The sequence below is a fragment of the Curtobacterium sp. MCLR17_007 genome, from assembly GCF_003234655.2.
Classification (GTDB): Bacteria; Actinomycetota; Actinomycetes; order Actinomycetales; family Microbacteriaceae; genus Curtobacterium.
On sequence record NZ_CP126271.1, the window covers coordinates 2,612,271 to 2,625,875 of the forward strand.

Annotated in this window: 15 protein-coding genes and 4 tRNA genes; 5 read left to right on the forward strand and 14 right to left on the reverse strand. The window is 69.9% G+C overall.

Annotated elements, in window-relative coordinates; genetic code table 11:
- Window positions 1-19 precede the first annotated feature (19 nt).
- Entirely contained in the window at window positions 20-688 is a 669-nt protein-coding gene (locus DEJ13_RS12285) for a YqaJ viral recombinase family protein (RefSeq protein ID WP_056118859.1), read from the forward strand.
- Window positions 689-720: 32 nt separating this feature from the next.
- Here the strand turns inward: DEJ13_RS12285 and DEJ13_RS12290 are convergent, their stop codons facing one another.
- The 6 genes from DEJ13_RS12290 to DEJ13_RS12315 form a co-directional block, all read right to left on the reverse strand.
- On the reverse strand, window positions 721-1,335 hold the full coding sequence (locus DEJ13_RS12290; RefSeq protein WP_111105591.1) for a Pr6Pr family membrane protein: 615 nt from the start codon (window positions 1,333-1,335) through the stop codon (window positions 721-723).
- Window positions 1,336-1,411: 76 nt separating this feature from the next.
- Window positions 1,412-2,101, reverse strand: a complete 690-nt coding sequence (rplA, locus tag DEJ13_RS12295) for a 50S ribosomal protein L1 (RefSeq protein ID WP_056118864.1) — start codon at window positions 2,099-2,101, stop codon at window positions 1,412-1,414.
- Window positions 2,102-2,187: 86 nt separating this feature from the next.
- Window positions 2,188-2,619 carry a 50S ribosomal protein L11 gene (rplK, locus tag DEJ13_RS12300; RefSeq protein WP_056118868.1) on the reverse strand — a complete coding sequence of 144 codons (432 nt, stop codon included), beginning with the start codon at window positions 2,617-2,619 and terminating at the stop codon, window positions 2,188-2,190.
- A 143-nt stretch (window positions 2,620-2,762) separates the two neighbouring features.
- Window positions 2,763-3,890 carry a transcription termination/antitermination protein NusG gene (gene nusG / locus DEJ13_RS12305; protein WP_111105592.1) on the reverse strand — a complete coding sequence of 376 codons (1,128 nt, stop codon included), beginning with the start codon at window positions 3,888-3,890 and terminating at the stop codon, window positions 2,763-2,765.
- Window positions 3,891-4,039: 149 nt separating this feature from the next.
- The gene (gene secE, locus DEJ13_RS12310; RefSeq protein WP_111105854.1) at window positions 4,040-4,303 is read right to left on the reverse strand and encodes a preprotein translocase subunit SecE; all 264 of its coding nucleotides are present in this window, start codon (window positions 4,301-4,303) and stop codon (window positions 4,040-4,042) included.
- Window positions 4,304-4,339: 36 nt separating this feature from the next.
- A tRNA-Trp gene (locus DEJ13_RS12315) sits at window positions 4,340-4,412 on the reverse strand.
- A gap of 139 nt (window positions 4,413-4,551) precedes the next feature.
- Between DEJ13_RS12315 and DEJ13_RS12320 the strand changes: the two genes are divergently transcribed.
- A complete protein-coding gene (locus tag DEJ13_RS12320) occupies window positions 4,552-5,784 on the forward strand; it encodes a pyridoxal phosphate-dependent aminotransferase (protein WP_284158079.1) in 1,233 nt (410 codons plus the stop codon).
- Window positions 5,785-5,898: 114 nt separating this feature from the next.
- Here DEJ13_RS12320 and DEJ13_RS12325 read toward each other — a convergent pair whose 3' ends face one another.
- From DEJ13_RS12325 to DEJ13_RS12335, 3 genes are read right to left on the reverse strand one after another with little or no spacing between them, the layout of a single operon-like run.
- Window positions 5,899-6,933 (reverse strand): UDP-N-acetylmuramate dehydrogenase, encoded by a 1,035-nt coding sequence (locus DEJ13_RS12325; RefSeq protein WP_502868735.1) that lies wholly within the window; start codon window positions 6,931-6,933, stop codon window positions 5,899-5,901.
- Complete coding sequence (locus tag DEJ13_RS12330) at window positions 6,930-7,355, reverse strand: MaoC/PaaZ C-terminal domain-containing protein (RefSeq protein WP_056118883.1); 426 nt, start codon at window positions 7,353-7,355, stop codon at window positions 6,930-6,932. Before DEJ13_RS12330 ends, DEJ13_RS12325 begins: the two co-directional genes overlap by 4 nt.
- A complete protein-coding gene (locus DEJ13_RS12335; RefSeq protein ID WP_111105855.1) occupies window positions 7,352-7,801 on the reverse strand; it encodes an FAS1-like dehydratase domain-containing protein in 450 nt (149 codons plus the stop codon). Before DEJ13_RS12335 ends, DEJ13_RS12330 begins: the two co-directional genes overlap by 4 nt.
- Window positions 7,802-7,919: 118 nt before the next feature.
- Here DEJ13_RS12335 and DEJ13_RS12340 point away from each other — a divergent pair, with 118 nt between their 5' ends.
- Window positions 7,920-8,318: a hypothetical protein gene (locus tag DEJ13_RS12340; protein WP_146245141.1), complete on the forward strand. Its 399-nt coding sequence runs from the start codon at window positions 7,920-7,922 to the stop codon at window positions 8,316-8,318.
- Window positions 8,319-8,648: 330 nt separating this feature from the next.
- On the opposite strand, the gene DEJ13_RS12345 is transcribed toward DEJ13_RS12340, so the two are convergent.
- The 5 genes from DEJ13_RS12345 to DEJ13_RS12365 form a co-directional block, all read right to left on the reverse strand.
- A tRNA-Met gene (locus DEJ13_RS12345) sits at window positions 8,649-8,722 on the reverse strand.
- Between the two features lie 32 nt (window positions 8,723-8,754).
- Window positions 8,755-8,826, reverse strand: a tRNA-Thr gene (locus DEJ13_RS12350).
- Window positions 8,827-8,915: 89 nt separating this feature from the next.
- Complete coding sequence (locus DEJ13_RS12355) at window positions 8,916-10,178, reverse strand: M23 family metallopeptidase (protein WP_111105595.1); 1,263 nt, start codon at window positions 10,176-10,178, stop codon at window positions 8,916-8,918.
- Between the two features lie 136 nt (window positions 10,179-10,314).
- The gene (locus DEJ13_RS12360; RefSeq protein WP_056118898.1) at window positions 10,315-11,136 is read right to left on the reverse strand and encodes an inositol monophosphatase family protein; all 822 of its coding nucleotides are present in this window, start codon (window positions 11,134-11,136) and stop codon (window positions 10,315-10,317) included.
- A 254-nt stretch (window positions 11,137-11,390) separates the two neighbouring features.
- Window positions 11,391-11,472 (reverse strand) — tRNA-Tyr (locus tag DEJ13_RS12365).
- Between the two features lie 113 nt (window positions 11,473-11,585).
- Between DEJ13_RS12365 and DEJ13_RS12370 the strand changes: the two genes are divergently transcribed.
- Window positions 11,586-12,074, forward strand: coding sequence for a YajQ family cyclic di-GMP-binding protein (locus DEJ13_RS12370; RefSeq protein WP_056120096.1), 489 nt, complete (start codon window positions 11,586-11,588; stop codon window positions 12,072-12,074).
- 31 nt (window positions 12,075-12,105) lie between these two features.
- Complete coding sequence (cls, locus tag DEJ13_RS12375) at window positions 12,106-13,566, forward strand: cardiolipin synthase (protein ID WP_111105596.1); 1,461 nt, start codon at window positions 12,106-12,108, stop codon at window positions 13,564-13,566.
- Window positions 13,567-13,605 lie beyond the last annotated feature (39 nt).

Below are 13,605 nucleotides of genomic sequence, written 5' to 3' on the forward strand. Positions count from 1 at the left end.
TCGGGGTGAGAATCGTCCGGTGACGATCGTGCAGCCCACCCTGTGGGACAGTCTGGAGGCCCTGTCCGGCTCCGACGCGCCCGTCACCACGGTCCGCGACAGCTTCACGGCCCTGCGCGGCCACACCGAGCGGATCGTCGCGCACTCGTCAGACCGCGTCGCGTGGCTCCGCGCCCGTGCGGCGGGCATCACCGCGACCGACGTGGCGCGGTTGGCGTCGCACCACGCGATCGAGGCCGTCGTCACCGACAAGCGGTACGGGTCCCGCTTCTCCGGCAACGTCTACACCGAGCACGGCCGCGACCGCGAACCGGTCATCGCCGCGTGGGTCGCCGCGACCCACGGCATCGAGCCCTCGGCGCACCTGTTCCACGCGGCCGCCAACCGTGCGCACCTTGCCACGCCGGACGGTGTCGGACAGGACCGCGACGGGCGCCTGCTGCTCGCCGAGATCAAGACCACCTCCCACGGCTGGAAGCGCGTCCCGCGGCACTACCTGCGGCAGGTCTGGTGGCAGCAGTACGTGCTCGGTGCCGAGCGCACGCTGTTCGTCTGGGAGAAGCACGACGACTTCGTGCCGATCGCCGACGAACCCGAGTGCACCTGGATCGACCGCGACGACGACCAGATCCGCGGGCTGGTGTCGCTCGCCGACATGGTGCTCGACCGGCTCCGCTCCGCTCGCTAGCCGTGCCGCTGGGTCGCCGCGCCGCCGCGTCGCTAGACCTTGACCAGCCGGAGTCGACTCATGCCGACCACCAGGATGCCCATCAGCGCGATGAACACCGCCACGCCCAGGCAGTACAGGGCCACGACGCCGTAGCCCTGCGCCGGGTCGAGGAACGGGTACGGTACCCACCCGTCGGTGGCCCCGCGGACGAGGATCACGACGAGCCACACCGCGGGGTAGACCAAGAACCACCACACGTGCCGGAGCAGCAGCTTGGCGCGGTCGGAGAACAGCAGCCAGTCGAGGACCGCGTACACCGGGATGATCTTGTGCAGCACGTCGTTCGACCACTGCACCGTGAACGACTGGTCGAGGGTCGCGTTGACCAGGAGCGTGTTGTAGACGATCCCCGTCGTGGCGATGTAGACCGTGGCCGCACCGCGGAACACCGAGAGACCGACCTGCCCGCGCTTCCGTCGGGCCGCAGCGATCAGCGTCAGGGCGAACGCCAGTGCGACGAACACGTTCGACTGGATCGTGAAGTACCCGAAGAAGTTGAAGAAGTTGTAGACCGGGCTCTCGACGCTCCGCAGGAACTGCGCGACGATCGCCGCCACGATCGCGATGACGGCGATGAGCCGCAGGGCGTTGACGAGGGTGCGCACCGATCCAACCTAGCGGCCGCGACGCCGAACGGCCCCGCTCCGGTGTGGGAGCGAGGCCGTTCGTGTCGTCAGTCGATCAGATGCTGTTGACGTCCAGCGGGATGCCGGGCCCGAAGGTCGTCGAGACGGCGCCCTTCATGACGTAGCGGCCCTTCGAGGCGCTCGGCTTGAGGCGGTTGATCTCCTCGAGCGCGGTCGAGATGTTCTCGTCGAGCTGCTCCGGGGTGAACGAGGCCTTGCCGACGACGAAGTGCACGTTGGCGTGCTTGTCGACGCGGAACTCGATCTTGCCGCCCTTGATGTCGTTGACGGCCTGCGCGACGTTCGGGGTCACGGTGCCGGTCTTCGGGTTCGGCATGAGGCCACGCGGGCCGAGCACCTTGCCCAGACGACCGACCTTGCCCATGAGCTCGGGGGTCGAGACGGCGGAGTCGAACGAGGTGTACCCCTCGGCGACCTTCGCGATGAGCTCGTCGCCACCGACCTCGTCAGCGCCGGCTGCGATCGCGGCCTCGGCCGCAGCGCCCGTCGCGAAGACGATGACGCGGGCGGTCTTGCCGGTGCCGTGCGGCAGGATGACGGTGCCACGGACCATCTGGTCCGCCTTGCGGGGGTCGACGCCGAGCTTCAGCGCGACCTCGACCGTGGAGTCGGTCTTCGCAGAGCCGGTCTCCTTGGCCAGGGCGACGGCCTCGGTCGGGGTGTAGAACTTGTCGGCCTCGATCTTCGCGGCCGCGGCCTGGTAGGCCTTGGACTTCTTCGCCATGGTGGTCTCCTTGCGAGATACGTGGTTGGCGAGCCGGCGAGGCTCTCCCACGGAAGGGTGTTGGGGTGTGGACCTGAGGGAGAGGCTTACGCCTCGACCGTGATGCCCATCGAACGAGCAGTACCGGCGATGATCTTCGCGGCCTGGTCGATGTCGTTGGCGTTCAGGTCGGCCTGCTTGGTCTCGGCGATCTGACGGACCTGGTCCATCGAGATCTTCGCGACCTTGACCGTGTGCGGGGTCGCGGACCCCTTCTGCACACCCGCAGCCTTCTTGATGAGCTCGGCGGCCGGCGGGGTCTTGAGGACGAACGTGAACGAACGGTCCTCGTAGACGGTGATCTCGACCGGGACGACGTTGCCGCGCTGCGACTCGGTCGCGGCGTTGTACGCCTTGCAGAACTCCATGATGTTCACGCCGTGCTGACCGAGCGCCGGACCGATCGGCGGGGCCGGGTTGGCGGCTCCCGCGTTGATCTGCAGCTTGATCAGGCCCGTGACCTTCTTCTTCGGTGCCATGTTCGCTTTCCTCCTGGGATCGAACGCACGGGATTCCGTGCACTCTCCCGCGTGGCCGGCGGTTCCGGCTCGCGGTGACGAGCCTGCGACGCACGAGGCGTCGCAGGCCCAAACTCGATGAGTCTACCTGATGCCTGTCGGCGTCAGAGCTTGGTGACCTGGTCGAAGCTGAGCTCGACCGGGGTCTCGCGCTCGAACAGCGAGACGAGGACCGTGAGCTTGCCGCTCTCCGGCTTGATCTCGGAGATCGACCCCGGCAGACCCGCGAACGAGCCCTCCTTGATGGTGATCGTCTCGCCGACCTCGAAGTCGACCTCGGCGGCCGGCTGGGCCTGCGTGAGGCCGGAGCCCTTGCCGCCCTTGCTCGGTGCGGTCTCGGCGACCTGCACCAGGGACTTCAGCATGCCGAACGCCTCGTCGAAGCGGAGCGGCGTCGGGTTGTGCGCGTTGCCGACGAAGCCGGTGACGCCCGGGGTGTGCCGGACGACGGACCAGGAGTCCTCGTTGAGGTCGAGGCGCACGAGCACGTACCCGGGGATCCGGACGCGCGTGACGAGCTTGCGCTGGCCGTTCTTGATCTCGACGACGTCCTCCATCGGGACCTCGACCTGGTAGATGTAGTCCTCCATCGACATCGACACCATGCGGTTCTCGATGTTCGACTTCACGCGGCGCTCGAAGCCCGCGTAGGAGTGGATGACGTACCACTTGCCCGGCTTCATCCGCAGCTCGGCCTTGAAGGCCTCGTACGGGTCGACCTCTGTCGGCTCGTCGTCCTCGAGTGCGTCGGCGTCGGGGTCGGCCTCGATCGAGACCTCGGTGCCCGGAGCCAGGTCGACCTCGGACTCGGGGGCGATCGCGCCGGGGGTGTCGGTGGACTCCTCGGCGGCGATGGTCGCGTTCGCCTCGTCGGGGGTCTCGGTCTCGAGCTCGGCCTCTTCTTCGTCCTCGACGGCCTCCACGGCAGCCTCGGCCTCGTCGGCGGAGTCGATCTCGAGCGCGTCGTCGACGACCGCGTCGGCCTCGGCGTCACGGGACTCGGCGAGGGCGGTGAGCGTCTCGTCGATGCCGTCCACGTCACCGTCGTCCGGCTCGGCGCTCAGCCCGAGGGACTCGTCGTCCTCGTCCTCGACCGCGATCGCACGCTCTTCGGCGGACTCGGCCGAACGGAGCTCGCCCGTCTCGACGTCGCCTTCCTGGTTCTCTTCCACCTCGGAGGACTGCTCTGCAGCGGTCGCGAGGTCGATGTCGTCGCGGGAGTAGTCAGACACTGTCGGTTCTTTCCGTTCGGTGGTGCGGGTCGGGTCGGCGTTCGCCCTGGTCACTGTTCGCGCTGGTCACTGGTCACGCTGCTCGGCGTCGCCGCCGGCGTGGGTCGGGATCGGCCGATGGAGACGAGCCCCGACGGGTGCGACACCGATCAGGCGGTCGGACCGTTGCCGAAGACGTAACCGACGCCGAGCCCGAACACGAAGTCGAGGATCGACACGAGGACCATCATCACGACGACGAACACCAGGACGACGCCGGTGTAGCTGAAGAGTTCCTTGCGCGTCGGCGTGACGACCTTGCGCAGTTCGCCGATGACCTGGCGGATGAACAGCGCGATGGCCGCGAACGGGCCCCGGCGCGCGGCACGGTCCTGCTTCGCCTTGGCGACGACGTCGTCCGTCGTCGTCTCCATGTCGTTGCTCGCCAACTTCGTCACCTTCCAGATGTGCAGGGCGGACAGGACTCGAACCTGCAACCTGCGGTTTTGGAGACCGCTGCTCTACCAATTGAGCCACCGCCCTTCGGGAGACGATGCCGTCTTCCGGGTGGTACGCGTCCGTCATCAACGGGTCGCGACCGCCGCAGACGAGTGTACGGGAGTGCGTCACGCGGTGTCCACTTGAGGGGTCTCGCGGCGTGCCGCGCCGATAGGCTGGGCGGGTGAGCACCGCAGCCGAAGGCCCCGAGTCCACCACCACCCAGCGACCCCGGATCGCGTCGCGCATCGCCGCGATCGCCGAGTCCGCGACGCTCAAGGTCGATGCCAAGGCGAAGGCGCTCAAGGCGGCCGGACGACCCGTGATCTCCTTCGCGGCCGGCGAACCGGACTTCGCCACGCCCGCGCACGTCGTCGACGCCGCGGTCGCTGCGGCGCAGGACCCGAAGAACCACCGGTACACGCCCGCCACGGGCCTGCCGGAGCTCAAGCAGGCCGTGGCCGACAAGACGGCGCGTGCATCCGGCATCACCGTCGAGCCGTCGCAGGTCATCATCACGAACGGCGGCAAGCAGGCCGTCTACCAGGCCTTCCAGACGATCGTCGACGCCGGCGACCAGGTGTTGTTGCCCGCGCCGTACTGGACCACCTACCCCGAGGCGATCCGGCTTGCCGGGGGCGAGCCCGTCGAGGTCTTCGCCGGCAGCGACCAGGACTACCTGGTCACGGTCGAGCAGCTGGAGGCAGCGCGCACACCCACGACCAAGGCGCTGCTGTTCTGCTCCCCCTCGAACCCGACCGGCGCCGTCTACTCCGCCGAGCAGACCCGCGCCATCGGCGAGTGGGCGCTCGAGCACGGCATCTGGGTGATCAGCGACGAGATCTACCAGGACCTGGTCTACGACGGCACCACCTTCACCGGGATCCTCCAGGCGGTCCCCGAGCTCGCCGACACGACGATCCTGGTGAACGGCGTCGCGAAGACCTACGCGATGACGGGGTGGCGCGTCGGGTGGTTCATCGGCCCGGCCGACGCCGTCAAGGCCGCGTCGAACCTGCAGTCGCACCTGTCGAGCAACGTGTCGAACGTGTCCCAGCGCGCGGCGATCGCCGCGCTCACCGGGCCGCAGGAACCGGTCGTCGCCATGCGCGAGGCCTTCGACCGCCGTCGCCGGGCCATCGTCGCGGGACTCAACGCGATCCCGGGCTTCGTCACGCCGACGCCCGAGGGGGCCTTCTACGTCTACCCCGACGTCACGGCGCTGCTCGGTCGCGAGTGGGCCGGCTCGACGCCGACGACCACGCTCGAGCTGGCCGACCTGATCCTCGAGCACGCCGAGGTCGCGGTCGTCCCCGGCGAGGCCTTCGGCCCCTCCGGCTACCTGCGCCTGTCCTACGCGCTCGGCGACGACGACATCGCCGAGGGCGTCGCCCGGTTGGCGACGTTCTTCAGCTGAGGCGCTCGCACCCCGCCACGCACGTCGCGCCCCGTTCCCACGGGGCGCGACGTTCTTCCGGGGGTGCGGCTCCGGCGGACCGGGGGAACGGCCGGCCGGGAGGCCCGGTACGGCTCAGGCGAGCAGGTCGCCGACGACCACGGGTTCCGGCACCAGCGCCACACCGAAGCGGTTGAGCACGCTCACCTGGACGTACCGCGCCAGCTCGGCGACCTGGGCGGCGGTCGCACCGCCGCGGTTCGTCAGCGCGAGCGTGTGCTTGGTGGAGATGCCGGCACGGGAGCCGGCAAGCGCGTAACCGCGGTGGACGCCGGCGTGCTCGATGAGCCACGCGGCGCTGAGCTTGACGTCCTCGCCGACCGGCCAGCTCGGCGCGTCGGCGGGCAGGGACTCGGCGAACCCGGCCGAGACGATCGGGTTGGTGAAGAACGAGCCGGCGCTCCAGGTGTCCTGGTCGTCGCCGTCGAGGACCATCCCCTTCGAGGACCGCAGCGCCAGGACCGTGGAACGCACCTGGGCGGGGTCGACCCGGTCGCCCAGCGTCACACCGAGGGAGCCTGCCAGCTGCGCGTACCGCACGGGCACGCCGCCCTGGACGTCGGTGCCGAGCGCGAACTCGACGGTCAGGACGACCCCGCGTCGCCCGTGCTTGAGCGTCGAGGTGCGGTAGCCGAGCTCCAGCTCGGCCGCGTCGAGCCAGGCGCGCTCCCCGGTGGCCGCGTCGAGGAACTCGACCCGGGTGAGCACGTCGGACAGCTCGACCCCGTACGCCCCGATGTTCTGCACGGGGCTCGCACCGACGGTGCCCGGGATGCCGCTGAGGGCCTCCAGTCCGGTCCAACCGCGCTCGACGGTCGACGCGACGAACGCGTCCCAGGGTTCCCCGGCGGCGACGCGGACGGTGACGCCGTCCGTGGTGGTGTCGTGTTCGACGCCCCGGGTCCGGACCAGCACCACGGTGCCGTCGAAGCCGTCGTCGGCGACGAGCAGGTTGCTGCCGCCACCGACCACGAGCCAGTCGTCGTCGGCCCAGGCGTCGCGTGCATGCGCGACGAGCTCGTCGGTGGTGTCCGCGGTGAGCAGGCGACCGGCGGCTCCCCCGACGCGCAGGGTCGTGAGGTCGGCGAGGAGGGTGTCGGCCACGATCAGCGGAACACCACCGTGACCTGCGCCTTGCCGAGCACGGTCTGCCCGGCGGCGGTCACGGTGAGGTCGATGCGCTGCGGACGGCCCTGGTCGTCGACGGTGCCGACCTTGGCGACGACGCCGACGGTGGCGCCCTGCTCGGGGTCGACGACCACCGGCCGCGTGAAGCGGACACCGTAGGAGGCGATCCACCCGCGGTCGCCGAGCCACTCGGACACGGGCTGGACGGCGAGGCCCATCGTGAGCATGCCGTGCGCGAGCACACCAGGCAGCCCGACGGAGGTGGCGACGTCGTCGCGGTAGTGGATCGGGTTGAAGTCCCCGGACGCACCGGCGTAGCGCACGAGAGAGTCGCGGGTGAGGTGGACCTCACGCTCGGCGACCACCGTGCCGACCTCGGCCGTGGTGGGGGTTGCGGTGCTCATGCGTCGTCTCCTCGGACCACGAGGGTGGAGGTCGCCGTGACGACGTGCTCCCCCGCGGCGTCGCTCATGGTGCTCTCGGCGGTGACCATGGCGTTGCCGCCGAGCGTCTTGACGCTCGTCACCGTCAGGGTCGCGGTGAGCTCGTCACCCGCCACGATCGGCCGGTCGTAGGTGAACTTCTGCTCACCGTGCACCACGCGCGAGAAGTCGATGCCCGCGTCGGGTTCGGCGAGGAGCTGGGCCAACGTGGCTTCCTGCACGACGACCGCGAAGGTGGCCGGTGCGACGACGTCGGTGTAGCCGGCGGCGCGGGCGGCGTCCGTCTCGTGGTGGATCGGGTTGGTCGCGAACGTCGCGCGTGCGAACTCGCGCACCTTCTCGCGACCGACCAGGTACGGCGGGGCCGGCGGGAACGTCCTGCCGACGAGCTCGGGGTTCACTGACACGACGGGCAGTCTACCGACGGCAGCGGGTCGCACGGGTCCTGAGGATGGATCGCGTATGCTCGCGGGGCGCGGTGCCGGAGGGGGCGTCGACGCGCTGTCTTCACTCTGGGAGGGTGCGATGGAGACCACGATCGAGTACGCGGTGCACACGGGCGACCGCAGCGCCGCGATGGAGCTCGCCGGCGCTGCACTGCGGTCGGCCGGGCATCGCGTCGACGCCGCCCCGGGGACGATCGTCGCCGAGTCCGGCAGTCGCGTCCTGACGATGCTGCTCGGCGCGCTCGTCCACCCGGCGCGGGAGTACCGCCGGTACGAGCTGGTCGTGTCGACCGCAGGGAGCCGGTCGACCGCAGGGAGCCGGTCGACCCTGACGCTGCGGCACGCCGACCACGGCCCGGCGGTGGTGGGCGGGTCGATCGGCGCTGACCGGCGGCGGGAGCACTGGCGGCGGGTGTCGCGCGCGGTCGAGGGGTCGCTGCGCGCGGCCGGCTTGCTCGTCGCGCCGGGCGGTCGATAGGTCCGGCGTCATGCGAATTGCGTTCGCGGAACTCAAGGCGCGCGGAACCACGTGAACGCACGGCGCGACGTGATCGCGGTTGTGAGAAATTCGGCGGCGTCGAGCGGCGGGCGGCGACCGCCTGGAGGCCCCGTTCCGGTCCGGCGGACGCGCGCCGGGCCTCCAGTCGGTGGGGTCGCACCCCCGCACGCCCGTCGCGCCCCCGCACCACGGGGCGCGACGTCCGCAAGGGGGCGCGAACTGCGTTCGTGCGAGATGCTCCCCGTCCGCCACGCCACCAGCGCGAGCCCCGGGAACGACGAAAGCCCGGCGCGGACGCCGGGCTTGCGGTAGCGAGGGCGGGACTTGAACCCGCGACCCCACGATTATGAGTCGTGTGCTCTAACCAACTGAGCTACCCCGCCACAGATCCGGCGATGAGTTCTCGCCGGGTCGGAGCCCCGAGTCAGGATTGAACTGACGACCCCTTCCTTACCATGGAAGTGCTCTACCACTGAGCTATCGGGGCGAGTACCGCGAGCGGCACCACACGAGGATAGCAGAACCCGGACGGTGGTCCGGAACCGGCCACGACGCCCGGGCGTGCCGTCCGCGGGGCTAGTTCGCGTTCGCCTTGAGCCATGCCAGCGGGTCCACCGGGACGCCGTCGACGTGGACCTCGAGGTGCAGGTGCGGGCCCGTGGAGTTGCCCGTCGAGCCGACCAGACCGAGCTCGTCGCCGACCGCGACCTGCTGGCCCTTCACGACCTTGAACGAGTTGTCCATCATGTGCCCGTAGACGCTGGTGAACTGCTTGCCGTCGACGTCGTGCTCGACCCAGACGTCGTTGCCGAAGCCGCCGTCGTCGGGCTGCACCTTGATGACGGTGCCCGCGGCGATGACGCGGATCGGCGTGCCGGCGCCCGGTGCGAAGTCGACGCCCTGGTGGTTCGTCGAGCAGAACGAGCAGCCCTCGACCTGACGACCGCCGAAGCCGGAGGTGATCGGCACGCCGGTCAGGAACGGCCACTGGATGGTGCCGTTCGCGTCGTTCGTGAAGCTCGAGGAGTCGACGTTCTTGTACTGCGTGGCGTCGGAGACCGTGTAGGCGTCGCGACCGGTCTCGGCCTCGGTGGCGTCGCCGACGGCGAGGGACTGGGCATCGCCCGCGACGGCGGCCCGCTGCGTGGTCGAGCCGGGCTCCGGGGTGTAGAGCGCCTGCGCCGGCAGCGATGTCGACACGACGAGCCCGGCGACGAAGAGCAGTGCACCGACCGCCGTGACCCGCGAGGCGTTCCGCTGGAAGGCGCTCCCCCGTCGCGGCGTGGGCGTCGCAGCCTGACGAGCGGTGGCACCGAGGTGACGGGTCGCGCGATCGACACGGCGCGGGGCCACCGGAGCGGCGGTGCGCGCGGACGCGGCTGCCTGCGGCCGCGGAGCGGCGGTCTGCGGGCGGGGAGCGGCGGTCTGCTTGCGCGGGGCAGCAGTCCTGGCGGCGCCGCGCGGGGTGGCGTCCGGGCGCGTGGCCGTCGGGCGAGGGGCGCTCGGACCGGAGGCCGCTGCTGCGGCTCGACGGACGGCCGCCGGTGCGACGACCGGCGAGGTCGGCGCCGGGGGCGTCTCCGGCTGGAGCGTCGAGGCCGGCAGCACCGGGGAAGCCGGTGCCGACGGCGTGACCGGCAGCGCGGGCGAGTCAGCGGTCGAACGTGCGGCGGCGACCGGCTCGGCAGGGGCGGCGACTGGCTGGTCGCGTCGGACCGACTGCTTGGCGACGGCGCGTTCCGCTTCGATACGGGCCCGGCGGGTCAGATGGACGGCTGGTGCCGGTGCATCGGAGACCTTCTGGTCGGTGGCGACGGGCGAGAGCGGAGTTCGGGGCATACGTACGGTGCAGATCCTGATCGAGGCAGATGCGCTCATTGGTAACGAGCAGATAACGGGACCCGAGCGACGGTACCAGGGCTCTCGGCGCTCCGCCAGTCGTGACGGGGACCCGGACCGCTCCCCAGAGGTGGGGTCAGCTGGCCAAAGCAGTGGCCTCGGCGGTGCGGACGAGTTCCTCGAGCGGTGCGGCGACCGACGGTGCCGCGAACAGGAAGGAGCGCGTACCGCCCGCCTGCCAGGTGCGGACGACGGCGCCGGACGAGGCGGCCACGATGGCTCCGGCTGCGATGTCCCACGGGTTCACACCACGCTCGTAGTAGGCGTCCACCACGCCGGCACCGACCGCGCAGCAGTCGAGCGCAGCGGAGCCACCGCGGCGGATGTCGCGGACCTCGCCGAGCAGTCCGGCGAGCACGGCGACCTGCTCACGACGGCGGTCCACCGTGTAGCCGAACCCGGTGGCGACGAGGGTCTCGGCGAGCGACGCCGGCGTGGCGACGGCGATCGGCGCACCGTTCAGCGTCGCCGGTGACCCCGCGACGGCGCGGTACACGTCGCCGGTGGCAGGAGCCACGACGACGCCGGCGATCGGCTCCCAGACGGCGGGGTCCGGTTCGCCGCGGACGACCCCGATGCTGACGGCGTACTGCGAGCTGCCGTACAGGTAGTTGACGGTGCCGTCGATGGGGTCGACCACCCACGTGATGCCCGTGGAGCCTGGTGTCGCGCCGGTCTCCTCGCCCAGGAAGCCGTCGTCGGGGCGCGCTGCGCGGATGCGGTCGTGGACGAGGGACTCGACTTCTCGGTCGGCGGCGGTGACGACGTCGACGATGCTGGACTTGCGGTCAGCGACCTCGACGCCCTCGGCACGACGGCGGGCTGCGAGTGTGGCGGCTTCGGTCGCGATGGCCTGGGCCAGGTCGGCGAGTTCGGTCGGTGTCGGCTCAGCGCTCATGCTCCGATCCTCCCAGCACCGTGCGACCGGGTGTTCAGGCCGGGCCCACCGGACGGGAGGCAGCGGTCCAGCCCGCACCGGGCCTCCTGTCCGGCGCGGTCCAGCCCGTCAGGAACGAGGGCGTGCAGCACACGACGAGAAAGGGGCCCGTCAGAAGCGGGGCCCTGTCGACAAACAGAACAGGGCTCCGTCAGAAACGGGGCCCTGTCCGATGTCGTCACCACCCGCAACGAGTTCTTCAGCGAATGGACACGTGGCGAGTGAGGGATTCGAACCCCCGAAGGCTACGCCGGCTGATTTACAGTCAGATCCCTTTGGCCGCTTGGGTAACTCGCCATGCGCGCACCCAGCCCGTGTGATCACCAACCGGAGGCGCCAGAACAGCATACCGGATGGTCGGCGATGGTCGCGACCAACCGCGATCAGCAGCGATGGATAGGGTGGACGGCATGGCAGACAGCTCCTTCGACGTGGTCAGCAAGGTCGACAAGATGGAGGCGGACAACGCCCTCAACCAGGCCGCGAAGGAGATCGAGCAGCGCTACGACTTCAAGGGCGTCGGCGCCTCGATCGCGTTCAGCGGCGAGGACGTCCTCATCAAGGCGAACACCGCCGAGCGCGCCACGGCCGTCCTCGACGTGTTCGAGTCGAAGGCCATCAAGCGCGGCATCAGCCTCAAGAGCATCGATGCCGGTGAGCCCTACGCCTCGGGCAAGGAGTTCCGCATCGAGGTGTCGTTCAAGAACGGCATCGAGCAGGACGTGGCGAAGAAGATCGGCGCGTTCCTCCGGGCCAACGCCGCCAAGAGCGTGAAGAGCCAGATCCAGGGGGACGAACTCCGGGTTTCTTCCAAGAGCCGCGACGACCTGCAGAACACGATCCAGCTGCTCAAGGGCGAAGAGTTCGACGTGCCGCTGCAGTTCATCAACTTCCGCTGACGCGCCGACCCCCCGACGACTCGACACCCCCGTGGAGCACTGGCTCACCGTCGCCCTGGTCATCCTGCTGGTCCTGCTGGACCTGGCGATCCGCGCGTTCTCGATCATCTACGTCCCGATCAACCGCAAGCCCCAGACAGCCACGGGTTGGCTCCTCGCGATCTTCCTCATCCCCTACATCGGCTTCATCGTCTTCCTGGTCATCGGGTCGACGAAGCTGCCGAAGGCCCGGCGCGAGAAGCAGACCGAGATCAACGCGTACATCCTCGAGCAGACCGAGGGCATCGAGCGTGTGCGACGAGACCACCCGTGGCCGCACTGGTTCGAGAGCATCACGACGCTGAACCGGACGCTGGGCGCGATGCCCCTGGTCGGCGGCAACTCGGCCGAGCTCTACCCCGACTACGACGAGTCCTTCGCCGAGATGGCGAAGGCGATTGACGCGTCCCGGCGCTTCGTGCACGTCGAGTTCTACATCGCCTCGCTCGACGACACCACCCGCCCGTTCTTCGAGGCGCTGGCGCGGGCACAGGCCCGGGGCGTCACCATCCGGTTCCTCATGGACCACTGGGCCAGCCGCGGGTACCCGGGCTTCAAGGACACGCTGGCGTTCCTCGACGAGGCGGGCATCGAGTGGCACCTGATGCTGCCGCTGCAGCCGCTGCAGGGGAAGTTCCAGCGACCCGACCTCCGGAACCACCGCAAGATCATGGTGATCGACGGGTCGATCGCGTTCACGGGTTCGCAGAACCTGATCGACCGGTCCTACGACACGAAGGCGCACATCGAGAAGGGCCTGGCGTACAAGGACCTCTTCGCACGGTTCGAGGGCCCGGTCGTCGCGGGGATCAACGCCCTGTTCGTGACCGACTGGTACAGCGAGACCGACGAACTGCTGCTGCGCGAGAGCGACCCCGTCCAGCGAGCCGACCGCGGCGACGCCCTGGACTGCCAGGTCGTCCCCTCCGGCCCGGGTTTCGACGGCGAGAACAACCTGCGCCTGTTCAACGCGCTGCTCTACTCGGCCCAGAAGAAGGTGTCGATCACCTCGCCGTACTTCGTCCCGGACGACTCGATGCTCTACGCCATCACCACGACGGCGCAGCGCGGGGTCGAGGTCGAGCTCTTCGTCGGGCAGATCGGCGACCACGCGATGACGTGGCACGCGCAGCGCTCGTACTACGAGGGTCTGCTCCGCGCCGGCGTGAAGATCTGGCTGTACCGGGCACCGACGATCCTGCACGCCAAGCACTTCACGATCGACGACGACGTCGCCGTCATCGGGTCGAGCAACATGGACATGCGCTCGTTCTCCCTCAACCTCGAGATCTCGGTCATGGTGCGCGGCGAGCGGTTCGTCAACGCCCTGCGTGGCGTGCAGAGCTCGTACCGTCAAGAGAGCATCCAGCTCGACCTCGAGACCTGGCTCGGACGCACGCGGCGTTCGCAGGTGCTCGACAACGTCGCGCGGCTCACGGCGGCACTGCAGTAGCGCCGGACAGGAGGCCCGGCTCGCGCCCGGTGTGCCGCT